Source organism: Dysgonomonas sp. ZJ279 (genome assembly GCF_011039205.1).
Taxonomy (GTDB): domain Bacteria; phylum Bacteroidota; class Bacteroidia; order Bacteroidales; family Dysgonomonadaceae; genus Dysgonomonas.
Window position 1 is genome coordinate 49333 of sequence record NZ_JAAKEL010000012.1, and the last position, 25797, is coordinate 75129.

General features: G+C 33.3%; 30 protein-coding genes. All 30 read left to right on the forward strand.

Annotated features, from left to right (window positions below; translation table 11 throughout):
* Window positions 1-13 precede the first annotated feature (13 nt).
* The 30 genes from G7Y57_RS12050 (at window position 14) to G7Y57_RS12195 (ending at window position 25764) form a co-directional block, all read left to right on the forward strand.
* The gene (locus G7Y57_RS12050) at window positions 14-1387 is read left to right on the forward strand and encodes a DUF5458 family protein (protein ID WP_165024357.1); all 1374 of its coding nucleotides are present in this window, start codon (window positions 14-16) and stop codon (window positions 1385-1387) included.
* Window positions 1388-1450: 63 nt separating this feature from the next.
* Window positions 1451-1876, forward strand: a complete 426-nt coding sequence (gene tssD / locus G7Y57_RS12055) for a type VI secretion system tube protein TssD (RefSeq protein ID WP_165024359.1) — start codon at window positions 1451-1453, stop codon at window positions 1874-1876.
* 11 nt (window positions 1877-1887) lie between these two features.
* Window positions 1888-2313 (forward strand): type VI secretion system tube protein TssD, encoded by a 426-nt coding sequence (tssD, locus tag G7Y57_RS12060; RefSeq protein ID WP_165024361.1) that lies wholly within the window; start codon window positions 1888-1890, stop codon window positions 2311-2313.
* Complete coding sequence (locus G7Y57_RS12065) at window positions 2310-3464, forward strand: hypothetical protein (protein WP_165024363.1); 1155 nt, start codon at window positions 2310-2312, stop codon at window positions 3462-3464. Before tssD (G7Y57_RS12060) ends, G7Y57_RS12065 begins: the two co-directional genes overlap by 4 nt.
* A 9-nt stretch (window positions 3465-3473) precedes the next feature.
* A complete protein-coding gene (locus G7Y57_RS12070) occupies window positions 3474-3971 on the forward strand; it encodes a hypothetical protein (protein WP_165024364.1) in 498 nt (165 codons plus the stop codon).
* Between the two features lie 68 nt (window positions 3972-4039).
* Complete coding sequence (locus G7Y57_RS12075; RefSeq protein ID WP_165024366.1) at window positions 4040-4513, forward strand: hypothetical protein; 474 nt, start codon at window positions 4040-4042, stop codon at window positions 4511-4513.
* A 52-nt stretch (window positions 4514-4565) separates the two neighbouring features.
* Complete coding sequence (gene tssD, locus G7Y57_RS12080; protein ID WP_165024367.1) at window positions 4566-4985, forward strand: type VI secretion system tube protein TssD; 420 nt, start codon at window positions 4566-4568, stop codon at window positions 4983-4985.
* A complete protein-coding gene (gene tssD / locus G7Y57_RS12085; RefSeq protein ID WP_165024369.1) occupies window positions 4985-5434 on the forward strand; it encodes a type VI secretion system tube protein TssD in 450 nt (149 codons plus the stop codon). The genes tssD (G7Y57_RS12080) and tssD (G7Y57_RS12085) overlap by 1 nt, the downstream gene beginning before the upstream one ends.
* Window positions 5435-5437: 3 nt before the next feature.
* Window positions 5438-5935 carry a hypothetical protein gene (locus G7Y57_RS12090; protein ID WP_165024370.1) on the forward strand — a complete coding sequence of 166 codons (498 nt, stop codon included), beginning with the start codon at window positions 5438-5440 and terminating at the stop codon, window positions 5933-5935.
* A complete protein-coding gene (locus G7Y57_RS12095; protein WP_165024372.1) occupies window positions 5932-6375 on the forward strand; it encodes a GPW/gp25 family protein in 444 nt (147 codons plus the stop codon). Before G7Y57_RS12090 ends, G7Y57_RS12095 begins: the two co-directional genes overlap by 4 nt.
* Before the next feature lie 10 nt (window positions 6376-6385).
* Window positions 6386-8230, forward strand: coding sequence for a type VI secretion system baseplate subunit TssF (locus G7Y57_RS12100; protein WP_165024373.1), 1845 nt, complete (start codon window positions 6386-6388; stop codon window positions 8228-8230).
* Between the two features lie 12 nt (window positions 8231-8242).
* Window positions 8243-9154 carry a TssN family type VI secretion system protein gene (locus tag G7Y57_RS12105; protein WP_165024375.1) on the forward strand — a complete coding sequence of 304 codons (912 nt, stop codon included), beginning with the start codon at window positions 8243-8245 and terminating at the stop codon, window positions 9152-9154.
* Between the two features lie 52 nt (window positions 9155-9206).
* Entirely contained in the window at window positions 9207-10364 is a 1158-nt protein-coding gene (locus tag G7Y57_RS12110) for a hypothetical protein (protein WP_165024376.1), read from the forward strand.
* A 5-nt stretch (window positions 10365-10369) separates the two neighbouring features.
* On the forward strand, window positions 10370-11302 hold the full coding sequence (locus tag G7Y57_RS12115) for a type VI secretion system baseplate subunit TssG (protein ID WP_165024378.1): 933 nt from the start codon (window positions 10370-10372) through the stop codon (window positions 11300-11302).
* 26 nt (window positions 11303-11328) lie between these two features.
* Entirely contained in the window at window positions 11329-13197 is a 1869-nt protein-coding gene (locus G7Y57_RS12120; protein ID WP_165024379.1) for a type VI secretion system Vgr family protein, read from the forward strand.
* An 11-nt stretch (window positions 13198-13208) separates the two neighbouring features.
* Window positions 13209-13901, forward strand: a complete 693-nt coding sequence (locus tag G7Y57_RS12125) for a DUF4280 domain-containing protein (protein WP_165024381.1) — start codon at window positions 13209-13211, stop codon at window positions 13899-13901.
* 6 nt (window positions 13902-13907) lie between these two features.
* The gene (locus tag G7Y57_RS12130; RefSeq protein ID WP_165024383.1) at window positions 13908-15239 is read left to right on the forward strand and encodes a hypothetical protein; all 1332 of its coding nucleotides are present in this window, start codon (window positions 13908-13910) and stop codon (window positions 15237-15239) included.
* Between the two features lie 11 nt (window positions 15240-15250).
* Window positions 15251-15883, forward strand: a complete 633-nt coding sequence (locus G7Y57_RS12135) for a hypothetical protein (RefSeq protein ID WP_165024384.1) — start codon at window positions 15251-15253, stop codon at window positions 15881-15883.
* A 122-nt stretch (window positions 15884-16005) separates the two neighbouring features.
* Window positions 16006-16647: a hypothetical protein gene (locus tag G7Y57_RS12140; RefSeq protein WP_165024385.1), complete on the forward strand. Its 642-nt coding sequence runs from the start codon at window positions 16006-16008 to the stop codon at window positions 16645-16647.
* Between the two features lie 21 nt (window positions 16648-16668).
* Complete coding sequence (locus G7Y57_RS12145) at window positions 16669-17295, forward strand: hypothetical protein (RefSeq protein WP_165024387.1); 627 nt, start codon at window positions 16669-16671, stop codon at window positions 17293-17295.
* 324 nt (window positions 17296-17619) lie between these two features.
* On the forward strand, window positions 17620-18249 hold the full coding sequence (locus tag G7Y57_RS12150; RefSeq protein ID WP_165024388.1) for a hypothetical protein: 630 nt from the start codon (window positions 17620-17622) through the stop codon (window positions 18247-18249).
* Between the two features lie 114 nt (window positions 18250-18363).
* Window positions 18364-18990 carry a hypothetical protein gene (locus G7Y57_RS12155; protein WP_165024390.1) on the forward strand — a complete coding sequence of 209 codons (627 nt, stop codon included), beginning with the start codon at window positions 18364-18366 and terminating at the stop codon, window positions 18988-18990.
* 410 nt (window positions 18991-19400) lie between these two features.
* A complete protein-coding gene (locus tag G7Y57_RS12160) occupies window positions 19401-20003 on the forward strand; it encodes a DUF4123 domain-containing protein (protein ID WP_165024391.1) in 603 nt (200 codons plus the stop codon).
* Window positions 20004-20010: 7 nt separating this feature from the next.
* Window positions 20011-20328 (forward strand): hypothetical protein, encoded by a 318-nt coding sequence (locus G7Y57_RS12165; RefSeq protein ID WP_165024393.1) that lies wholly within the window; start codon window positions 20011-20013, stop codon window positions 20326-20328.
* Window positions 20318-21832 (forward strand): hypothetical protein, encoded by a 1515-nt coding sequence (locus G7Y57_RS12170; RefSeq protein ID WP_165024394.1) that lies wholly within the window; start codon window positions 20318-20320, stop codon window positions 21830-21832. The genes G7Y57_RS12165 and G7Y57_RS12170 overlap by 11 nt, the downstream gene beginning before the upstream one ends.
* Before the next feature lie 3 nt (window positions 21833-21835).
* A complete protein-coding gene (locus G7Y57_RS12175; protein ID WP_165024396.1) occupies window positions 21836-22807 on the forward strand; it encodes a hypothetical protein in 972 nt (323 codons plus the stop codon).
* Between the two features lie 9 nt (window positions 22808-22816).
* Window positions 22817-23377 (forward strand): ankyrin repeat domain-containing protein, encoded by a 561-nt coding sequence (locus G7Y57_RS12180; protein WP_165024397.1) that lies wholly within the window; start codon window positions 22817-22819, stop codon window positions 23375-23377.
* Between the two features lie 6 nt (window positions 23378-23383).
* The gene (locus G7Y57_RS12185) at window positions 23384-23551 is read left to right on the forward strand and encodes a hypothetical protein (protein WP_165024399.1); all 168 of its coding nucleotides are present in this window, start codon (window positions 23384-23386) and stop codon (window positions 23549-23551) included.
* A 42-nt stretch (window positions 23552-23593) separates the two neighbouring features.
* Window positions 23594-24886 carry an N-acetylmuramoyl-L-alanine amidase gene (locus G7Y57_RS12190; protein ID WP_165024400.1) on the forward strand — a complete coding sequence of 431 codons (1293 nt, stop codon included), beginning with the start codon at window positions 23594-23596 and terminating at the stop codon, window positions 24884-24886.
* The gene (locus G7Y57_RS12195; RefSeq protein ID WP_165024402.1) at window positions 24883-25764 is read left to right on the forward strand and encodes a hypothetical protein; all 882 of its coding nucleotides are present in this window, start codon (window positions 24883-24885) and stop codon (window positions 25762-25764) included. Before G7Y57_RS12190 ends, G7Y57_RS12195 begins: the two co-directional genes overlap by 4 nt.
* Window positions 25765-25797: the final 33 nt, after the last annotated feature.

Consider the following 25797-nt stretch of genomic DNA (forward strand, 5'->3'; position numbering starts at 1 on the left):
AAGATAAATTATAATGGCAGAGAAAGAAGCAGTGCAACAAGATGTTGCCGAAAAAGTAAAAGCGACCAAAAAGGCGAGTTCTATTGAATCGCTGGATCAGGCAATAAATACATTAGCGAAATTTGGTGGATTCAACTTCCTTGAATCGGCTGTGGACGGTATTGCAGCAATGAGTCCTGAGCGCAAAGCCAGAAAGAGAGCATTCTTAATAGAGGAAGGTAGCAAAGCACAGAGAGCTGATTTACGTAACAATATAAATCTATGGCTTGACATGCTGGCATCTTCGGCAACAATCAGCGAAATGCTTGACAAATCGCAAGAAAAATCAACAGCGGTATCACAATTACTAGCAGAAAATCAATTAGCTGCTGTAGAATCGGTAAAAGATTTAGAACAGTCTTATCGCAATGTGATGCTATTTTACAAAAATACAGAGTCTGATAAATTAACCAATATCACGATCGTAAATGCTTCACCAGAGCAAGTTACCGATCTGGACAATTCGCGTTTTATTGACTATGTGGCTAACGAATTGAAACAGAATTACGATAAGCTGGATCTACGCAACAACTATTCACTGTTAGTTGTCCCAGGTTATTTAGGTGGTGCGAAAGTTATTGATAAATGGTCAAAAATTGCATACGATAACAAAGCTCAACTATATACCGATTTTATGGATCTGGACAAACCCGATGATGTAGTCGATATGTTCTTTAATGCCGGACTAGCATCGGGTGAAGCTTATAAAGCAAATACTTGCTTGGCTTGTAACTGGCTAATCGGTAGAGGTAAATATAACGAACTGGGAGAAGAAGAAGATCTGCGTGTGTCTCCTGCTGCTGCACTTGCTGGAAAAGTATACGGAACACTAATGTCTCAGATTACTGCCGGAAAAAAACATGGTGGTATCAATGAAGTGGACAGCGTGGTATTCCCTTTAAAGAAAAGCGAAATATCTCAATTAGACAAAATGGGATTAATCCCGATGGTAAACGAGTATGGCAAAGTAATGGCATTCTCAGGAAAAACATTATTCAATGGAGATAACCTAGGGTTACAAACTTATTCGGTAGTTCGTGTATTCGACTATATCATGAAAGTTTTATTCGATTTCTTAAACCGCAGAGCATTTGAGAACTGGAGCGGAAAGACTGAAAGAGACCTTAGAAGCCAAATTATCAAATTCTTGGATGGTGTACAAGGCCCAGACCGTTTGATCGAAAAATTCAAGATAGTTCGTTTCGAGCGTGATCCTAACCAAAAAGATCGTATTTATCTTGATCTTCATATAACTCCTTATTTCCCAGCTAAAAGTTTTGTTATCAAGATGGACGGAACAAAAGGCGAAGATGAAAATGCATGGAATACAGAGGTTGAACAACAATAAGAAGCATTGAGGGACTAAAACTTCCTTGATGGAGTTTTAGTCCGTGCTGAAAAAACAAAAACAATGTTTACACATAAAAGCTATTTAAAAATAGGATCAGTAACTGATACCAATTCATACAATTTATTTCGAGATGCATACGAACTTTCTCGTTGCAATTACTCATTTATGAAAAGTATCGATTTCAAGGGACAGGTTCAATCTGATACTGTAGGTGGGGTTATCGAAATAGATATTCCTACCCTGCCATCTAAAGATATAATCACTTGGGCATTAAATCCACGAAAGTATGAAAGCGGATCAATTGTGTTTTGTGATGACGCAGGTATTCCACAAGAAAAAATATTCTTTGATAAAGCTGCATGTGTTTCTATGGAGATAAGCTATATAAAAACAGGGGATGGATATATGACAACATCATTGGTATTGAGTGTAAAGAAAATTTTTATTGGTGCAACAATACATGAGAACCGATGGACTAATGTGTAAAATAACAAGTTATGCTAGATAATATAGACAAATTATTCAATTTTCCTCACATTGACTCAAATGTAACGGTTTGGTTTTGCCTTGATGGTAAGGAATATGAGGTTGAACAATTTCGAATTGGGTTTAGTCAACCTACCGATGACAAAGGTGAACCCGAAACAGAGATTATGGGTGGTCAAGTGATGATAACACTTAGCGAAACTGTTCCTGAGTCAATTTATGATTGGGTCCTGAAGTCGGGAATAAAAAAAAATGGACAGATTGTTTTCAAAACACAAACAAGCAACGCTCCACTCAGAGTCGAGTTTTTTAATGCTTCTTGTATTAATTTTACTAGAACTGTAAATGGGTCAGGTGGTTTGCAAACCAACTTGATAATTTCTCCTGAAAGATTAATGATTAACGATGTTGAACATGATAATTTCTGGGTAGAATGAATAATAGAAAGGAAGAATATCCGATGATTTCAGAGAAAGAATATTGGGAAAAAGTGAATAATAATGAATCTTACAAAGGTTATGTCCTATATTCAGATGGAAAAGTCACGTTCATCTTACCCGAAGTGACAGTAACATCTACCTCTTCCAATAAGGTTAACAGATTTTCTCAATTTGGTCTAAAGACTGAAATAAAATATCATGAATCCATAACTCCTTTTGTATGTGAGTCCATAAATAATGGTATAAATACAAGAAACAGACAGCTTCAAGCAGAATCTAGCATACAAAATGGACAGATTAAACGCAATGTAAAAAATCTGCTTTTGAAAAGCATAATATCCTATTACCAAGCCGAAGAGTATGCAAGACTAGAGAAAACAGGATATCTTTTTCCTATCACTAATCCGTCAATGATTCTTATAGATGTAAGTAACCCAAAAACATTTTACCAAAAAGAGTTCACAAAAATTAAACAAAAAGTTGAAAGTGAGACCCTAAAAAAAAGTGATTTTAAAGATAATGTGGCATATGCAGCCAGAAAAGAAATAGAGATGTATTTCGCGTGTTTCGATCCAAGCGATCCTAATTATATCCATTTCTGGAATGTAAAATATCACATAGGACGTCCTACTGGAGCAGAGGCTGTAATTCCAGTCTGGGCAAATCTAAGAACATCGCTAGATTCTTTCCAAAGAGGATATAATGGTGATGGAATTCAAAATTATAGCGATGGTGTAGGTTATTTCTGTTTGGCGTTGGCAGATGCTATGGTTTTAGAGTCTGGTGTTGCTGCATCTGGTGGAATGAAATCACTCGGCCTGATAAAAGAGATTCCCACAGGTTCTGCTTTTTATAATTCAAGAAGTTTATATGTTCAGCAGTATTTAAAACGAAATAATTTTAATATTCATCCAAGAATTTCTAACCCTGGATGGTATGATGTTGCTAGACCGAGAGTGGGTCAATTAGATGCAGGACATAGAGGAACAACTTTTTTATCTAATGAAATATTAAAAACTGGGAAAATAGGTATAAAAAATTATAAGACGGTATATTTCAACAAAGCAATTGGTGATAAATATTTTAGTATTGGTATTAATCCTTGGACTAGAACTATTTTTCATGAAGCTCCAGGCTTTTTTAAATAATTCTCTATTATGGTAGATAAGTGTGTATTCTTATATTCAGGATATTTAATGGGTTATCTAAGCTCTGAAAATATTATTAAGTGGGCAGATAATGAAATAGTAAATGGAAATAACAATCCTGCTATTATTGATATATCATTATCAAAGGCTGACAATAATCAAATTATATCGAGCTTAAATATATTGCCGAAAGACGAGGTTTCAACCATTGTAGTGTATTACTATTCGTTATATAATACATTATTGAAAACGAAAAAGCTTAAATGGAATTTAATTGAAGAAGAACTTTATCGATTATATCAGAACAATTTCATTAATGGATATAATAATGATTTGTTTTTTACAAGGCTCGCTGATGATTATCATTTACGAAAAGATGGTTTTACAGGAAATATGAAAATGCCTGATGAACTTAATACTTTTCTATCTAAATACAATTATGACATACAGATATTTAAGAACTTAAATTTTATTATTAGAGGAGTTAACATTGCTAATGAATTATGATTTTAGAATGGATTAGGTATAGGAATATTTAAAGAAATAATACAATCCAATCTATGAAATAGAAGAATATGATAGGAATAAAACATATCAGAAATCAGGGAACTTTTGAGATTTGTATAAGTTTTTCAGAAGATTTAGGACTTGTAGCGTTGGAACATATTTTGAAATACTTACGCTTTTCTGATTCAGTATGTTATTATATCTTTTTTGGATATAGAGAATATAATAGAAATATTGAACCATATTATAAATATTATCGGGAATTAACTTCCGACAAAGGAATTATTAGATTAAAAGAAACGGACATATCTAATACTCAGTTAATTTATAACATTTTAAATGAGTTCCAAATATGTTCGTTATACATTAATGAATCATCAGACTTGACAGAGAATTTTGATTTTGCAAAGTGGAGAGATTCAAGACAACTATATAATGGATACGTTATTACCGATATGATGGAAGATTATATCATAATCAATAAAGATAGTTGTTTACCAGATTGGAATATATCTAAAATGGGAATCCAAGCTGAGATTTAAATAAAGAAAAAAATAATTAAAAGCATTAAATATAAAATACCCTGATTAATATATGGAAGGTAAAGGCATTTTCAAACTTCGTAAACCGAAAGAAGACAATATTCAAAATCTTTATTTCGAGAACTACGACTTGCTACATTGTGAGTATTCCTTCGATAAGGGCATTACCAAACAAGGAAAAGTCCGCACAGAAGTACTGGCAGGAAATATAAGGATTGCACTACCTATGCTGCCTACTGCTGAATTATTATCATGGGCGTTTGACAGTGGTAAGAAATACAATGGGGAAATAATGATCCACGATGGCCATGAAGAATCGGTAGATAAAATTTATTTCGAAGAAGGACGTCTAGTGGGTTTAAGGATGCATTACGAACCGAACGAAGATAAGGAGAATGTTATTCTTTTACTTTCTATTAATGCCCAACGTATGATTGTAGGCGATGTCGAATATATAAATCGTTGGAGCTGATGGGATTCTTTGATCGTTTTAGAAAAGGTAAACTCTTCTATGGTAAGAATATGCCTGTTATGGTAACCGAATTTCGGTTCATGAAGAAGAAATATATACTGGAAGAATTTGATTTGGAATTCAGACAGGATGTTAATGACAAAAATAAACCAGATAGCGATACCTATGGGGGAATTCTGACACTAACAATCAGTGAGGCTCCCGATCAATGGATCAATTTATGGATGATGAATCCCCACGAAAAAAAAGATGGAGAAATAAGATTTTTGGCAAACGAAAGTAAAATAACAGAAGGGGCTTCGTTAATCATAACTTTTCAGGATGCTTATTGCATCAGTTATCATAAGACCCTAAATCCGAAAGGAGCAGGAACATTGACAACCTTGATTATCTCGCCCCACAAAATAAAAGTGGGGAACGAAGAATTTGAAAACAATTGGAAAAGCTGAGATATGATTAATGACAAGGAATATACAGTAACGGATTTATATCTACGACTCAAATTGGATATATGGCGTTCGGGGCGCGTAGCCAGATGGGGACATGTCAAGAAAGTAGATATCCAAAAAGATAATTCTACCAGTACTGCATATTATATTCCTAAACCATTAAATAGTTATAACTCTTTTTCTCTTGCAAAACAATTGGCTACGGGATTATATTTATTGGATTTACATCTTGTTAAAAGGGATGTTTGGAATAAACAGCTTGTATATATTGCAATTATAGCCATATGTAGAAGTACGATGGCACAAATTCAAACAATACACTGCCTTCAGGTAACGAATTCATTAGAACTAGGAATATTCCGTAACCTGATAACGGACAATCCGGCACAGGCATCGATGAGGAAGCGCAAGTCTCCTTTCAGAGTAAGCAAGACGCCGAGAACATTTGATGCCAGTCCTATAAACGCAACGCCAAGAAGAAACAGAATAGAAAACAGATGAAAAAAACATGCTATAAATTGCCAATCAGATTTGATTCCATTATCGATGGAGCCAGTAGCGAGATGTCTATGTGTACAGAACAGGAATCTATCGACCAACATATCGGGCTGTTGTTGACTACTTGTCCCGGGGAACATAGATTTAATAAGAGTTTTGGTTGCGGGATATGGGATATGGATTTTGAGCGGGTTGTTTCGCGAAAAAAGTGGGAAGAAGATTTCACCGGGCATATATTATCGGCTGTAAAGAATTTCGAACAACGCTTAAAAGATATCTCTGTTTCCATTCATATCACTGAGGTAACCAGGGAAGATATGGTTATGAAAACAACAGCGATTAAGAAAAAGGTAACAGTTCTTCTTAAGGCAAAACTTGTATCGACGAATGAAGATTGCGGTTTCAAATATAATTTATTTTTAGGTCCTCTATCAACCGAGTAGCGAGAAAAGTATGATGAATTACACCCCATATATAAACAAACAGAGTATAGAAAAACGTATGCTCAAGCTGGCAGCAAACCATCTCGGTGTTAGTCAGACTGAGTTGTTAGATCCTGTTGTGAACTTGTTTTTGGAATCTTTATCAGAAGAAGTATATAAAATATCAGGGGAAATAGAAAATATTGAAAATCGTATATTAAATAAACTATTTGGAATTCTTACTCCCGGAATTGACGTTATAGCTAAACCTGCACACTGTATATTGCATGCTCGTGCACAGAACAATGCTCTTAGGATAACTACCCAGTCGGAGTTTAATTATTCGGCTAAAGGCAGTAAAAAACAATTTTCATTTTATCCTGTGTGCAATACAAATATTTATAATGGCGAAATACGATATTTTATCCACAAGGGATTAATGTACAGTATGGACCAAGATTTATCCAAAACATTCTATGCCCGTAGCGACGAAAGGAATAAGTTCGATGAGAATACCTTCTGGCTTGGCTTGGAATTAGAAGAGAATATAGACAATATTTCCGGTCTCTCCTTTTATTTTGATCTTCATGGCATCTTTAAAAAAGAAGAATACTTGAACCTACTTCCTTATGCTGTTTGGACAATGCAGGGCGAGGCAATCTCAATGAATAAAGGGATATTATCTTTGGAAGAAGAATATGAAAATGATACACAAAGCCTGTTTGCCAAGTTTGACTTATCCCATCAGATAAACGAATCGGTAAAAAAACATTATAAAAACCGTTTTCTAACTATTGCCGGAAATTACAGTATACAAGGCAAGAGAGAAATTCTTCCCTTTGAATTACAATCATATTTTACAGAAGAAACTAGAATAAAGCTAAAGAAACCACTGTTATGGATAAAAGCAGCCTGCCCACAAGGATTTACACCGGATGTTATAGAATCGTTACAATCTAGTATCAATGCATTCCCTGTAGTCAACAAAAAACTTGTATCCTCAATAACAGAAGTAAAGAAATCCGTACCTGTAATACCATTGAAAACATTTAGTAACGAATCGTTCATATCAGTTTGCAATGTAAGTGACTCTCAGGGAAAGCGATACTGTGATATCCCGATAAATGACACTCAAATTACTAGTTATGGAATATATTCATTACGCAGAGGTGGGTATGAGCGTTACAATAATCGGGATGCTACAGAATATCTGGCAACTATCACCGATGTACTTAACAGCGAGATTTCATCATTCTTTAAAAATAAAAATGATATAAAAAGTGATCTAAAAAAGATACAGGTTGAAATTACAGAACTGGTAAAACGGCTTGAAAAAACACTTTCCGAGTCCAAAGAACGATATGAAATAGAAACCTATCTGCAAGTCAATCCCGATAAGGAGAATGAAATCTATTTTGTGGATTATTGGATAACCGAAGGAGCGCAGGCTAATAATATAAAGGCGGGAATGATATTTAATTCATTATCCGGCTTACCAATACAAAGAAGCTCAATCATTACACTATGCCCTACTATTGGAGGGAAATACGCCCCACAGGGAGAAATGAAAAACAGTTTGTATAAAAAAGTCTTAACGGAAAATAACCTACTCGTTACAGATAATGATATAGAAGAATTTTGCCTGCAAGAGTTTCATGAATCAATTTGTGAAGTGAAAGTCTGCCAAGGAACGATGAAAAGTGATAATCCCATAAATGGTTTTATCCGCACCACGGATGTATATATAAAACCCCATAAAGATATGGAAGAATATATAGGAGATAAAAATGAAGAATATTTTAAACAAATATTAAAAAGAAAATCCCCGGCAACCTATAATTATAGAGTGTTTATAAACAAGATATTACCTAATTAAGAAAATATAAGGATGGAATTGTTTTTTGGAAAATTCGTATTAATGTACTTATTGATGCCCATAATCGGACTGATACTGGGAGTCGTGCTACTTTTTGTTGCCAAGAAAAATAAGTTACTAAGCAACAAAAAGGTCATATTTTATTTCCTTTTGGCCTGTATTATACTCATAGCCCCGGCTTTACTGGGATTCATCGATTATTGGTTCATGCCTTATGCCTATATTGGATTAATGGCACTATACTTGATTCTGGGATATTATAATCTGGTCATTCTAGAAAAAGTAATAGACGATTTTAAAGAAAAGCCTTATTTTGTGGAGTTTCTGATAGTCTTTATCCTTTTGCTTGTTAGTGCTGCGTTTTTCTCGCTGGTATTTAATCTATGTAACGAACTACAATATGGATTATGGGCATGTACCTGTCTTCTACCCTTTATTTTTCCATCTTTATTCTTGAAAACATATCGAACTTTTATGGACATCCCGCTCGAAGTTTATCTTATATGGTCATACAATAAAGAATCGGGAGTAATTACAGAAGATGACTTTGACAGCAGTAAGGTTATTGTTGTAGAACTGGAAATATTTAAACAAGTTTCAGATACTGAGCCTTTAAATATCAAAGCCAAATCTTCCGAAATAACCCCTTTCGGCCCTTGGTTCAAAACCTTTATTGATGATTACAATAAAAAGTCACCCTTAAGCCCAATTACGTATACTGATAGACAAAGTACTTATGGATGGATATTCTACGTAAGCACATCAGTTCTTGGACGCAAAAGGTATATTGACCCTAACCTGTCATTTGCCAAGAATAAGATAAAAGAGGAAGATGTTATTATTGCCAAACGAGTTAAATATCAAAAAAACACCTCTGATGAAAAAACACATGAAAATACAGCATTCGATAGCGATTTTGGATAAAACAGAGATACAGATAATATAATGATAATAGTAACATATAATATAAAGTTTGATGAAAGAAAATAGATATAGGCTGGCGAACTGGCAGGCGAGCATGGGCATTAATTATACCCATCTCCAACAAATGGAGAACTATTTTATCGAACGTTTAGGCGATAATCTGGCTACCCGTTTAAACGGATTTAATTATGGTCTTTTACCATCACCTGATAGACGAAGTGAATCCAGTGAATTTGATATAAGTGAAAGGATAACAGGAAAAGTCGAGATAAAATTAAGAAGTTGTAATGCCATTACCATCGGAGGGTACAGAATATCTTACAATCCGGGACATTCGGATTATATAATGTATACACATTCGTTCGACAATGAACAAGAACAGGATAATTCGGGCTCGAGACATTGGGATATTATTCTCTCGATAGACCCTTTCGAACGTATTCCAGCAGGTTCTCCTAATGAAAAGGATAACCCGCCCCGACATCCTGATGTCACCGAACATTATCAGCTTTCTATTGCTATGCAGGGGCAGATCAGTTATGATCAATTAGGCATGTATCATTTAGTAATAGGGCGTATACGCCAACATGGGGGACGTTATGAAGTCGATACAAGTTTTATACCTGCATGTACTAGTATGAGTAGCCATCCCGATTTGCTAAGATATTATGAAAGCTTTGGTGTTTGTATGAATGATATAGAGAGAGCTTCTAAGATTATCATAGCAAAAATAAAGAACAGACCGCAAAATTCTCCGCTTGCATATCATATAAATACCATGTGTGAAAACATGATGCGTTACATCGCTTCTATCTACTTTTTGTACCGTAATACAGGACGCGATGCACTTCCGGTTGATATAGTAAATTATTTCTCTACATTAGCTCATACCTGTTTTATCAGCCTGAATTTTATCAGTAAAACAGAAAAAGAGGAACTATTGAAATATTTCTACGAATGGAGTGATGTTACGCCGGGATCTTTTGAAGAATTACTGGCAAATACACTTAGTATCATTTATGACCACAATAGTATACGACCAGTCATGATACAAGTAGAATCTTTCATGCGAATTATATCTGAATTATGGATTAAGCTGAGTACTCTTGAATATGTAGGACAGCACAAAGAAAATATTGTCGTATCAGAACGGATGTACCAACAAGAGACTAAGAAAAATACTTCGGGTGGCTGGACTATTTTAGACTGATCAGTATGAAAAAAGAGAAATTATCCAATATAAACAGCATTGAGTCAGATTTCAGGGCAGAGGCGATAGCTTCTGGACTGATAAGCAATACTATGGATGCGGATAAGGTTCTGATTATTCGACATAAAGGGGATAAAAGAGGCGTATCTAAAGATATTGAAAAAATAGGAAATTATTATTCCAGTTTCGATATGATGGAATACCTATCTATTTACACCAACAGAGAAAGTATTTACGATTCATTGCCTGAAGGACTATTCCATCAACCATCAAATAGCAAAAGCCAGAAGACAAAGGATGATATCATCCATGAAATAAGAAGCCATCGGAACGAAGAATTAATCTCCAGAAAATTTTTCCAACCTTTCGAAATGGCTATTGACAAGATATTGGTAGATGCGCAAGCCTATGAACAAAAATTCGATAAAGCTTATTTATATAGTAATCTGACTGATATATTAAAGCAACAATGGACAATAGTAAAACATTTATCGACCAGACAGGCATTACTTTTTATAAAAATAATACCCATATTATCAGAAGTCTCCCGAGACTTAGATTTAATAGCCAGAGTTATGGGTTTAATACTCGATTGTCCTGTAAGTATATGCGAAGGGAGAAAATCTAAACTCGAACTGACACCTGAAAGAAAAGTGAAATTGAAAGAATGGAGTTTGGGCATAAATTCGGTATTGGGAGATAGTGTTGAATATGAGAATCCCGATTTAGTAATTACTGTCGGACCAATAAACCTTGACAAGATGAAGCTGTTCGAATCGAAGAAAAAAAACGATTTAATACTGGAGGAACTCATAAACCTAACAATACCTTTTGACCGTAATGTGATAATCAAATATAAACTACACGAAAGTGAAACTAAATTTCGCCTATCGGGTAAAGACCACACTGCATATCTGGGTATTAATACAACTTTATAATTAAACAACTCATAAAATAAAAAGTTATGGCAACACAGAATTTAATAGACGAAAAACATATTACCAATGCTTTAGTTTATATCGAAGGAAAAGAACTCGAAATTGTATCGCTTAATCTTGACCAGTCATTCGGTCAGCACCATAAGTTTGTTGTGGTATTGGATTATGATGTAATGAAAAAGAGCTTCTTAGGTAGTCCTTTAGAGCAGATAGCCTTAATAGGCAAACAGCTCGACGTAGACTTGCAACAAGGTGATGACAGTGGAAATGCCTATGAATTCAGAGGTGTCATTGACAATGTTTATAATGAGGGACAGGAAGGAAAACACGGGTATCTGGTTATAGAAGGTTCAAGTACAACCATTCTGCTGGAAAGGGGTAAGCGTCTTGACATTTTTGCCAATATGACACTTCAGATGGTATTTGAAGAAGTCACTGACGGTATAAAAAATAATACTCTATCTAAGGTTAATAAGCCGGCGCACGATGCACCCATAAACTTTCTGATGCAATATTACGAAAGCGACTGGGAGTTTTTACAACGCATATCGGCCATATCCGGAGAAACGCTCTTTTATACAGGTATGGATCTGGTATTCGGCCAGTATAAAGATTGGGAAGCAATGGAAGTAATGTACGACAGGGAGATTACCAACATTCGATTTGGTTCTCGTTTATTACCTAACACGTTCACTAAATATCAGTATTTAGCTAGCAAGGACGACACCATCAAGCAAGAATCACCGGATACGATAGAAAATTCGAATGAATTCATAGATATGGCTGCACAAAGGGCGAAAGACTTGGTAACAGATCGTCCGGCACTCCTACCCTCCTGCATGGCTGTCGAAGACAAAGGCGTTTTAGATGAAATGGTTATGCGTAGCAAAACACAAAATGCTGCCCGAACAATTTATATCGAAGGTAAAGCTAAAACCTGTGCACCTCGTATCGGAAGGCTTCTTAAGATTCTGATGCCCGAAGCCATGTCTGAAAGCAGCGAACTGGGTACTTACCGAATAGTCAGAGTGAAACATACAATAGATCAAAATCATAGATATAGTTGCGAATTCGAGGCAATTCCTGCCAGCCTGAAGTTCTTCCCTGTGGCTGATGTAAAAATGCCAGTGGTAAATTCAGTTAGGGCAACTGTCATTAAGAACGACGACCCCGATAAACAAGGACGTGTTAAAGTAGAATTTCCTTTTGCGCAAGACAGAGTCAGCGATACATGGCTACGTGTTATGACGCCTGATGCCGGAGGCTTGGCCGGCTATGGTAATAAAAAGACAGGAATTGTTGAAAAAAACAGAGGAATGGTCTTTATTCCTGAAGAAGGAGATCAAGTAATGGTCGGCTTCGAGTTCGGCGATCCGAATCTTCCATATGTGATGGGTAGCATGTTTCACGGAAAAAATACTGAAGGCGGTGGAGATAATAATTTCCGCAAAAGTATTACGACACGCAGTGGTAGCAAGTTGGAATTTACAGACAGCGAAGATGAGAATAAATATACTCTTATTTTACAGCATAACGACCAAAACTCGTTCTCTCTATCTGTAGAAAAAGATAAGGGTACAATTAAAATACAATCGACACAGGACATATTCCTGTCTGCACCTGAACTGATACAATTGGAAGCAAAACAAATTATAATGAAAGGCGAAGTTATTCAGGCATTGGCGGACGACAAGATTGAAATGATAGCCCAAAGCATATTTCATGCAGAGAGTGGTGATAAAATAGAGATCATGGGAGCAAGTATTGCAGAAGAAAGCTCAGGAGAGTTCACTCAAAAAGGAGAAAGTATAGCTATGCAAGCCTCGTCTAAGATTGATATTGATGGTGGTGGTAAGATGAATGTGAAAGCGGGCAATATTAAAATGAATCAGTAAAACTACAGATTATGAGTGAATATGCAACAAAAGGAGCGATGCTAACCTGTACATGTGGTGCTGCACCCAGCCAACTACAGGTAACGAGTAATACATTGTATTCTGTACAGGGCAATATGGTAGCGACAGTATCAGATAAAGTGCCTAATACGAATATAATGCCATTTGGTGTATGTTCGGTTACGCAAAAGCCGTGTAAACCCTCTCCTATTATGTGGTCGGGTTTTATTACTTCGGTTGAAATTCCCGGGGGTAACCCATTACTTAAAACATCCATGCTTCAGTGTGCGTTGGGTGGTAGTATTAAGTTTCAGAATTCGGGACAGATGAAATCGGATAAGGTTGTACTTAATCCTGATTCGCCCCAAATACGCGCTTTAAAGAAAGCTGCGCAGGAAGCTGCTCCTTTTTGTGAAGAATGTGAGAAAAAGAAAGCTCAAAAAGAGCCGAAGATATTACGGATATATTGGATGGATGAGCAAGGCGAACCAAGAAAATTATCAGAATTAGAAGAGGGAAAAGAAGTTACTCTTTGTATAGATGTGGAAGAAGGTAGTGCAGGGAAAACTGTAAACTTACAGCTCAATGCAGAGGAAGGAAAATCCTTTAAAACTGGTAGTTCTCAATTAAAATACAATGGTTTACAAGTCGAAGATGATAATACTGCTTATATAGATAATTTCAAATTAGAATATAAAGACTAATTTATTATGGGAGAATTAAAAGCTATTGCAACAAATGAATATAGTACCTATGAGACTGAAATCTCAGTAGTTTCGCGTAGTATAAAAGATGCCTACTGGGAAGATTCCGAAGGCAAAAAAACAAACGGAGCTGATCTGGAAGAAACAGTTTATTTCATTATCAAAACGGAAGGTTTTAGTAATGGGAACAAAATCAAGCTGCAATTGATGGAATCTGATGCTCCAGCTTGGTCTGATACAGAATTTGCCGGAAAGGAGATTAAAATAGACGCTATTGTACAGAATAATCAAGCAAAGGTAGAGCTATATCTTGATGAGTCTTGGGCTCAAATGATAAAAGATGATAATGGGGAAACAATTGAGCTTTATTGGGAAGCAACTTTCGAACAAAAGGTAAGTTTCGGCTTTGTCGAGTTTTCCTATGATCAAAAAACTGATCTTTGCTATAGTATGACAGAATATCTTCGAGTAGGTTATTCGCAAAGAAAACTATATATCAGACCGTCTCAGATAGATGACAAATTTCCTGAGCTATACTCATCAATAGGAGAACAAATTGTACTTGTTGTCAGTATTGGAAAAAGTGATGTAATCGATAGTATTGAGAGCAGTACTAAAAACATGGCTCATCAATATTCCATAGCTAAGATTAGCCATGGGTATATGGTTGCCAAAAATGGAACGGTATTTGGACCTGAGACTACAAGAGGGGGATTGAGGCAGGTACACAAAGTTGAGTTTTATAATAGTGATGGACGATTTGTAAGTGCAGAGCAAGGATATGATTTCAGTTCCAGAAGAAAAAATGGACAAATGACTAGTACTAGGGGCGTCAATCAGTACGAATATCATTATAATAGTGAGATTGGATGCAAAGTTAAGATATTGGGTACATTAAGAAAAGTAGGAATGGTATGGGATGTTTTCGATATATTTAGATTTGCAACGAATCCATCAAATGATTCAGCTCTTCCCATCCCGGCTATTCCCGGAGCTAACCTGATTGGTATGATCGCCCACGACAAGTTCCAAGAGTTTGAGACAGATTATGAGACTAGTTTAGACAAACATCAACGAAAACTCTTAAGTGAAACAAAACCAAAGGGGATGGATGCTGTTAAAAGATTAATATGGGGGAATGAGGCTGGGTATGCAGTGTTGGATATATCATCGGAAATGGCTTCAGATATAATTCATGGTAAGTTTAAAACTTTTGAAGATATTGAAAATAAGTCTTATAATATAAAAAAAACAGATGTAGCGATTCTATTTCGAAGGATGAAACATCCAATCAGCGAAAAAGATATTGTGATTATTGAAACATTTTTCATGAAGTAATTTGATATAATATGAAATATATTTTACATACTATTTTATTAATCAGCTTTATAAGTTGTGCACAAAAGCCAATAAGAAACTCTTATTCTATAAAACAGATAAGCTCAGATTATCCTGTTATTATTAGAGCGGATATTTATGATAATCAAGTTTTTAGAATTCAATTTCCGTTGGTATTCGAATATACTAAAAGTCCCCTAGATAAAGGACGAATTACAAGTATAAATTATTATTATAGCAAAGACCATGGAAAATCGTATTTAGATGAAATATCTAGTAATTGGTTATCTAGAATATGGATTTATCAAATCATTGATGATAAATTAGTAGATAAAAGACTTGGAGCTAGTGAAGAGATATCTCAAACAGAAAAGTTTTTCCCAATAGAAATACTTGGATACACTTCACATTTAGTTGATACAACTAAAAAGACTCAAGATATTTTAAGACCTTATCTAGAACAGATAAAAGCTCGTGGTGTAACTCAGGGTAAGGATACTTTATCTATCGGCACATTTAATGAATTTAAAAAAATGCATCCAGAGTTAACGAAAATCCTCTTGGAAGGTGATAGTATTAGTTTTAATATATTTAACAATGAGAATCAAATGGATACGCTTATTGTTCTACCAATAAGGTATTGATATCGAAAATTTAGATCGTAAAGATAAAAAGAGTGTACATATGTTCTATAGAAGAAGAACAACACATCCTATAAGTGGATTTGATATAGTTGTAATAGAAACCTTTTTTATCAAATGAAAGTATGAGAACAAAAATAATAATATTAATTCTAGGCAGTTTACTCTTATCTTGCAGTTCGTCAAAACCTATTCAGGAAACCGTTAAGATAGAACAGGTAGAAACAGACCTACCGATCATTATCAGAGGCGATACGGCTAACAACAGAGTGTTTAATATCCAATTCCCATTTTCTTTTAAGGCAAACAACTATTCACATAAAACAGTGTATATTAATTATATACATTACTATTTTTGCAACGATTACGGAAAAACATATTTGGGTGAATATGGCGCAGGATGGTTGGCTAATTTCTTTGTCTATCAATACAAAAAAGATGGAAATTTGATTTTACAAAGTGCCCCTTTGAAAATGGGAATAAATAAATCTCAGCATCTAGAGTTTATTGTAGAACCAAGCTATGACATTGATACAACAACAAAAACTCAAGTAGCTCTGAGACCTTATATAGAACAGATGAAAGTGTTAAGAGTGAAAAAAATAGCAATAGGAACCTATAAGGAATTCAGAGAAAAACATCCGGAACTCGCTGAAACACTTTTAAAAGGAGACAGCGTTAGTTTTGTAATTTTCAAAGATTTGGATAAGAATAATGCATACGATGAAAGTAATAGTGTACTTATTTCTCAACCAATTAAATATTGAAACATTCTTTATAAAGTAGATATGAAAATAAAATTAATAATATTCTCTTTTTCACTTGGAATTCTGTTATCATGTAGTTCGCCAAGATCTGCTAAAAACTCAATTCAAATAGAACAAATTGAAACGAATATACCAGTTATCATTTTGGGAGATACTGTCAACAATAAAATTTTAAGATGTCGAATTCCATTAGCTTTTAAGGCAACTAATTCGTCATCTAGATCAAAGTATATACAATATATACATTATTATTATAATGAAAATTACGGGAAAATTTATTTGGATAAATATGCAGGAGGATGGAAAGGTTCATTCAGAGTGTCTCAATTTATCAATAATGAATTGAAAATATCAGATTCTGGTCGACTAATAGAAAAAGAAATAAATAATTTATTATCTCAAGAATTTATTATTGAACCATCGTACGATATTGATACCTGTAAAAAAGAGCAAATTACTTTAAATGCATATGTGCAAAGAATGAAAGATTTGGGAACAAATACTTTACAAATATATACATTCAAAGAGTTCAAAGAGAAGAATCCTTTATTAATAAGAACTCTTTTAGAAGGGGACAGTATTAGTTTTAATATATTTAACAATGAGAATAAATCAGATACACTTATTGTTCTGCCAATAAAATATTAATTGTAAAAGGAGTTCAGACAGTTTCATACAGATTATGAAACTAGTCTAAAAACATCAACTAAAACTCTTAAGTGAAACAAAGCCAAAGGGGATAGATGCTGTTAAAAGATTAATATGGGGTAATAAGGCAGGGTATGCTACATTAGATATATCACAAGAAATAGCTTCTGATATAATTCATGGTAAGTTTAAAAGTATAGAAGATATTGAAAAGGATGCTCGAAATACTTATGAACAAGATATTACAATATTTTATAGACGGACAAAACACCCTATTAGTAAAGTAAATATAGTAGTTATTGAAACCTTTTTTATAAATAGAGTATGAGAATAAAAATAAGTATTTTAGTTATAGTTAGTTTATTTCTTTCCTGTAATTCATCAAAATCTAAATTAGAAGGAGTGCAGATACAGCAAATAAATTCTGATTATCCTGTAATAGTTCGAGTCGATATGACAAATAATAAAATTTTCAGAATTGAATTTCCTTTCGAATTTGAATTTACTAATCTATCTAAGATAAAAAGAAGGATAAGTGCCGTTGATTATTTTTATAATAAAAATAATCAACGCAATACAGATGGCAGTTGGAATTCTAGCATTTGGGTATACCAAATCAACAATGAAAATTTAATCGACAGAGGAGTTGGTGGTAGTTCTAGCGATATACCTTCGATATGTGACCCTAATTCTCAAAGAATTCTCGTTTATCCTTCACATCTCATAGATACAACACAAACAACACAAGAAATATTAAGGTCATATCTTAAACAAATAAAGGCGCGTGGTATAACCCAGGAAAAAGATACATTATCCATCGGCACATTTAATGAATTTAAAAAAATGCATCCAGAGTTAACGAAAATCCTCTTGGAAGGTGACAGTATTAGTTTTAATATATCTAACAATGAAAATCAAATGGATACACTTATTGTTCTACCGATAAGGTATTGATATCGAAAACTTAGATAATAAAGATAAAAAGAGGGTACATATGTTATATAAAACAACACATCCTATAAATAGATTTGATATAGTTGTAATAAAAATCTTTTTTACAAATAGAGTATGAGAATAAAAATAATAATATTAGTTCTAGGCAGTTTACTCTTATCTTGTAGTTCGTCAAAACCTATTCAAGAAGTAATATCAATAAAGCAAATTGAAACTGATTACCCAGTAATAATTAGAGGAGATATAGATAAAAATGAGATCTTCAGTATTAATTTTCATTTCGCATTTAAATATAAGAATGAATCATCAATAAAGAGAAAAATAAGCATAATCGATTATTATTACTGTAAAGATCATGGGAAATCATATACTAATGCTTTTGGTGGCTGGGGAGGGATAAAAATGTATGAACATAAAAATGATAGCTTAATAAGGATTGATTCATATTATAAAAATAAGCCTATAAATTTTTCTGAGGATCAAGAATTTGTTGTGTATACGAGTCATGAAGTAGATACAGCGTTGATTTTTCAATCTGAATTACGACCTTATCTGGAACAAATCAAAGCGCGTGGCACAACTCACGGAAAAGATACTTTATCCATTGGCACATTTAATGAATTTAAGAAAAAACATCCCAAATTGACTAAGATTCTTCTAGGGGGTGACAGCATCGATTTCAGAATTCTGAATTCAGAGAATCAAATGGATACGCTTATTGTTCTACCGATAAGGTATTGATATCGAAAACTTAGATTAGTAAAGATAAAAAGAGGGTACATATGTTATATAGAACAACAACACATCCTATAAATAGATTTAATATAGTTGTAATAGAAACCTTTTTTATAAAGTAATTTTCTATAATATGAAATATATTTTACATCTATTTTATTAAGTACTTGCTAAGATATAATTATTACAATTCTACAAGTGTTTGAGCTAAAACAAGATATTTCCATAATGATATCATCGATAAATATTATATCACAGAAAAAGCAAAATTTATATCAACAAGAATATACAATAATGGAGCTATATATAAAACTGGATAATTAATTGAATTTGAATGAATCCCACGATAATATCTGTTTGAAAATATTTATTTTAAGATGTTGATAAACGAAAAACGAATTATAATATAGGTTAATATGAGTGATTGGATATTGCCCGAAGTAAAAAAAGAAATCGAAGCTATAAATAAGCAACGAACTCTAAAAGAACAAGAAATAACACAAGAACAATTTCTCAAGGAGAACTTGCAGCCAAACTATGTTCTCATAGATGCGGCCTTATGGAAAGAAGATATAGAAATCATATTTGATAAAGTTTCATACCGATCTTTATTCAGAGGTTCTGTTGGGGAAGAACTTTGGAGTGTAGCACCATATCTGGTTGATATTACTTCAAATGATGGGCTTGCTGAAAGAATAAAAGAAAAAGACCCAATTGAAAGGAGAGTTACATGGTTATCATCTTCAGCAAATATTGATGATTTACGAAAACATTTGCGTCGTTTTCTCAGAATGAAACAAGAAAATGGCTCTTTTATTTATTTTAGGTTCTACGATCCGTTTGTTCTGAATTATATTCTCCCTAACCTTGTGCAGGATCAGCTAACAGTTTTTTTTGTAAATATCGATTATATAATAACAGAAGACATAAGGATTGGAGAAAGAAGAATTTCTTATCTATCAGATGAAAATGAATTACAAACTAAATACGAAGCTGTAGATTATGTGGACAATAAGTAATAAGCAAATGAGCGCAATATCAGATTCTATGAGAAAAGAATTTGAGAAAAGAGCGTTATATATATTATTAAAGAGTAATGTAAAAGAACTGTCAGTGGAGCAAGGTCTTGAGGTGATCCATCAACAGACAGATAAAATAATCGAGTATGAAATCCAAAATGAAGATCTAGCAATTCAATTCTTGGAACTTAGTTTTCGATATCCAATTTTACAGGCTAATCCATTGGGTAGATCTATAGACAATATTTTGAGAGAGACAGAAGATGAATTTGAGAAAATAGAAGTACTCGCTAACCTTTTAAATCAAGAAAATTATGTCAGCTAATTTTAATCCCATATTAACTTGCGAACAAATCGCATTAGTAGACGCAGATATTGTTACGCCTACTCCTCCAGCAGAGCCTAGTATTATTAGTGCTGTATGGAAAAATACTGCAAAAGACAAAGAACTCTCATTTGCAGGTGTTGAAGTAATTGTCTGCATAGAGATCAAAACAACTGATTTTACCAATGGAGAAAAGGTAACCATCGAGATAAAAGAAGATAAAAAAGATGCGGAGGTTTTAAAATCGTTAGAAGTTGAAACAAACATAAATGAAGCTATTACAGATACTGAAGGAGATAATGCAATAACAATTGATAAAGATTGGATTAATAAGAAACTTGTGATAAACGTAACATCTGACAAGACTGAGCTTTTTAAGGGTAAAACTATCCAAATAGGTTGCTGTAGTGAATGTGTAGAGATAGATAATAATGGTGATTTTATAGAAGAATTACATGTAAGGCTTTGTGGGTTTGGTGGTATACAGCCACTGAGAGTGGCTGGAAACATTCTAGAGAAAGCTGTTAAACAGTTTCAAAAGGATTATATGAAAGTAGCAGAAACAGGTCTCATTTGCAAGCACCTTTTGATATCTTTAGATGAATTCATGGATAAATATTTAATTCCATTCGAACAATTGAAATGCACTTGTGATAGCAGTAGCTCTGAAATATTGAATCACATTACAGGAAATAATGAAACTGGTTCTTGCAGCGGTTTTGGAAATATCGATGACCAGAAAAATAATACAATTTTAACTAGAAAAGAAGAAGCACCAACAAAAGGTACAGAAAAGAACGATGCAGGCAAAGATGTAGAAGTTTTTAAAGATACTACACACACTATCGAAAATGGATATAGTACATATGTATTAGCTTACGATAAAAATGGGACATCGAAAACAAATAGAGAGTGGCTCAAAGTAGATAATAATAGAAAAATTACAACTAAAAAATATATAACAAAATTAAAATATTCCGTTTCTGCTGGATCTAAAAGCTGTTATGAATATCCTGGTATGCATAGGTCTCTTATGTGGGTTTACAAAGCAATTGCATTTTATTTAGAAAAAGAGTACGGAGACACTACTACTAAATACACAATTAATAAAATTAATTCCGCTTACAGGTGTCGGTATCAACAAACATTTCAGAATGCATCAACTGGTTTAACTTTTAATCATATGGGAACAGCCTTAGATATTCATTTTAATAAAAACGGAACTAGAACAACAGATCATCCTAAAGAAATGGACAAACTACGAGATGAGATCTGTGTGAAATATATAGGGGCACATTCTGGCTGGGCGGCAAATAAACTTGGACTAGAGTTAGCTAAACATGGTGCCAAATCATGGATCCACATTGATGTAAGAGAATTTAATAATATATATAAAGCAGATAAGTTCTTCAAAACGACGCTCGATGATATCAATGGAGACAAACTATGTGATGCAATAAAAACTATAGATAATGGTAAATTCAAAAAAATAATAGAATCATAAGTTATGAAAACAAGAATTATTCTTCTTTCAGTTTATATCTTTTATGCTGTACATTTTCAGGCACAAGAGCAAAAAAAATTTAATTATGAGTCTTTCAATGCATATTTCAGTGATGTGAAATATAATATATCAAAAGAAGATACGGTAAAATATAACCAAAGAATTATTCCTTGTAATATATTCACTGAATTTTTATTTCAAAATCAAGGCATAAGCAAAATATGGGGACATACTAAAATAATATATCCTAATGGATATGATCTTTTCATTTTGAGAGAGCTTACAGATTATTCTGGCACGGAAGAAGATTTCAATAAAAAAATAGATAGTGAAGTTTATTTAGTATTTAAAGATGGGAAATTAGTAAAAGACTATTATTCTCAGAGTATGGAAAACGTACTTAGTATAGGAATTACGAATGATGGAGGATTTCTATTAAATCAGTCCTATACTATAAATGAAGATAGTACCATTATAATTGACAGAACCCAGTCCGATTGTTGTAGTTCCACTGGATTTGAAGAGTTTATTAATACAAAAACAAAAATAAGTTATAAGCTAAATAATGCAGGTTCATTACAGATCAAAGATGTATTAGTTTTGGAGTTTACATCCAATCTTTTTGATGATAAATATTTAACAAACTATAAAGGAAATTATCCTACTGAAGAGAATAAATATAACCTAACTATTAATAATGATATTCAAGATGTACCATTCTTTAGTGATAGTATTAGCTTATGGTTTTATGTTGAATCTTTAAATGAAAAGTTATCGCCTAAATTTACTACCATAGAAAAAGGTATATGCCATTTGGATTCTATACTTATTGGCAGCCTACCTCCCAATATTAGTTATGAAGAAAAAATAAGTGATCCAGAATCAATAAATTGTCCTATAATAATAAGAACTCCGAATATAATCTATGAAGTTCTACCTGATGGAAAGTTTAATCCAATTAGATATGAGAAATAAAATATAAGTATGCTAAACATTATTATAAAAATAATAGCAGTTACATTTCTACTATTCCCCGCTACGGTATTAGCTCAATCAAATGATATGACAGATTTGTTCTTATTTATTAAAAACAATGATACTAAATTAGTTATGTCTTTAAATGATGTAAATGTAAATATTGTAGATAAAAACATGTATACTCCACTAATGTATGCGGTAAAAAATAAAAACTTAGAATTAGCTAAGTATATTATTTTTAAAGGAGCAGAAATAAATTGTCTGAAAAATGGGTATAATGCATTGATAATTGCTGCCGAAAACAAAGATTTAAAGATGCTGGAACTGCTATACACTAATGGAGCTGATCTTTGTTTGGTTGATTCCACTAATATCGTTTGGGGAGGACCTAGAACCGTGATGAATAGCTCAATTATTGATGGGTGCTATTGTGAGAATGTATTTAGTTTTTTATTAGAACGCGGAGCTAAAATAGAAGGAACTAATATTTTAAGTTATGCTATTTATATTAGAAATTTAAAACATGAGAAAAAGAAGGAATTGATAAAAGATTTGATAGCTAGATGAGCTGATGTGACAATATCGGGAGATTCTGATTATCCTTTACTTGATATAGCCATGATGCTTCAGGATCGCGAATTGTATGATATATTAAATGAAGCTGGAGCTACAGAGCAAATAATGGACAATTATCCAGAAGAAGAATTTATATTGTCTGATGAAGTTTGTGAATGCTTGTAGAAACAGAATAAGTCTGTAAAAAAATATAAAAATAATTTGTGAATGGATAAATATAAAACAGTATTTGTAGGTATAGAATATACTATTATAGCTACAGCATGGTCACAAACTATTGTAGCTGATGCCGAAAAGGAGAAAATAACATGGAGTATTGTTGTTGGAGGAAAAGAGACTCCAATAAAAAAGAAAGGGATTTCTTTTAAATACAAATTTGAAACCGAGCAACAGGGGCAAAGAGTAATATTTAAAGCATTCTACATGGGCCTAGAAGATCCGGCCCTTGTTTTAGTATATGTATCTAAAAGCCAGATTTCACCCTCGTGGTTAGATACTAAGAAAAATAGAATAGGAGAAATTCATTATGGAGCAGAAGTTCATTTTGAGCTATTATTCCAAAATTATTTTTTCAAGGAACCTATCCGATTTACAGCATCATTAGAAGATAAAGATGGGAAATTTATAGACGAAGTATTCTCCACAGGAGAGGTTGGAAGTAGAGTTGTAAATAATAAAGCTGGAGTAATTTTACAAATAAGAAAGGAATGGCGTGATCGTGGTCCTAAAGATTCTTTATTTGATCTTTATTTATCGATTAAGGCAGAAGGAATAAACTCTATGGATAAGAGTGGTGAGTTTTTTTATAGTGATGATATATATAAAGAAAAATTGTTGATCAAAGATTTTTTTGTGGACGACAATGGCTTTTTGATAAATCCAAGAGTAGAAATAGTTGAGCAGAAAAATATATATAGGTCTAGTTCTACAGAATTTAAAGATCCAACAATGGTGAATGCGGTTGTTCTGCACAGAACACACTGCAAAACAGGCGATTCAGCTCTTTCAACAGCAAAAAGCAATAAACAGGGAGGGCATTTTACTGTTGAAGGTGGTAATGGCGTTAAAACGACCCAACTTTCAGGGAAAGATGGTGCTATTTACCAATTTGGAACATTAAAAAAAGCCGTACAACATGCAGGAGCAATAAGAAAACGTTCAGCCGCCAATACACCTAAAAAACAATGGCCTGCCTCATCCGATGCATCTTTAGCTGCTGAAATTAAGAAAAAATACCCTGAGAGATTTCCTTATAACGCAGATTCTATTGGAATAGAGGTTGTTGGACTTTGCTTAAAATCATGGGATTCTGGATGGGAGGCCGAATGGGAAGAACTAACAACTGTGCAAATTGAGAATGTAGCATGGTTAACAAATGGATTATTAACACACTTTGATTTACACAAAGATTCTGATCTTTATGTACATGAGGAAATTCGTTCTAAAACATGGGATGAAGGAGGTGTTGTATTACGTTCAATAAAACCTTATTTAAAATGAAAAGAGCAGATTTATTATTTCTATTTGTTATTTTATTTCCATTGTGTGCTTGCTCATATAAGGCGAAAGAATGTAATAATATTAGTCAAAAAAACATTGTAATTAATGAGGATAATAAGCCTGTCTCAAAAAAAGATTCTATTACTATCCTGACATTAGAATATTTGAGCCATCTAGGCGATTCTGTTAACTATACTGTAAGCAATGATGAGGTTATCAAGTTCTTCGATACAGGAGAGAAAATTACTGATGAGGATGCTATCAATATAATAGAAAAACAGAGTTATAAATATTTTATTATAGGAGAATTATTATTAAATAACGACACAATCCCCTATACAATTTTACCTTCAGGAGTGGGGTTTTATGATATAGCTAAACTAACAGATAATAAAAGCATTAGCATGCTAGTTTATTTCAAAAATGAAAAAATTATAAACCAAGAAAACCATATTAAAATTAGATCAGATATAAATATAATATCATACAAAAAAAGAGAATTTGATTTTGCCCTTTGGGAGTTGTGGCGAAAAGAAGATTCAGATAGTATTTACTCATACGATAGTCAAGAATATAAAGCTTACAAACGCTGGAATGAAAAGTTATATACCGATGCTATATATAAAGCTTTCAACTTATGTAAAGAGGTTGCATCCTATGAAAAGATTGATTACTTACATAATGTTGGCCTTCATTGTGGATTAGATGGATACTTAATAAAAAATGAAAGAATATATTATTTTCGCATGGATTCGGGAGGCATATTTGAGTTATTTCTAACCAATCAATATGTTTTATATAGACGCAAAATATATGGATGCTTTATTTCCGAAGGATTGAACTATTTTGTAGATTATCTTCATAATTCTGAAGATTAAATTATATATAAATCTCATATAATAAATAAACTT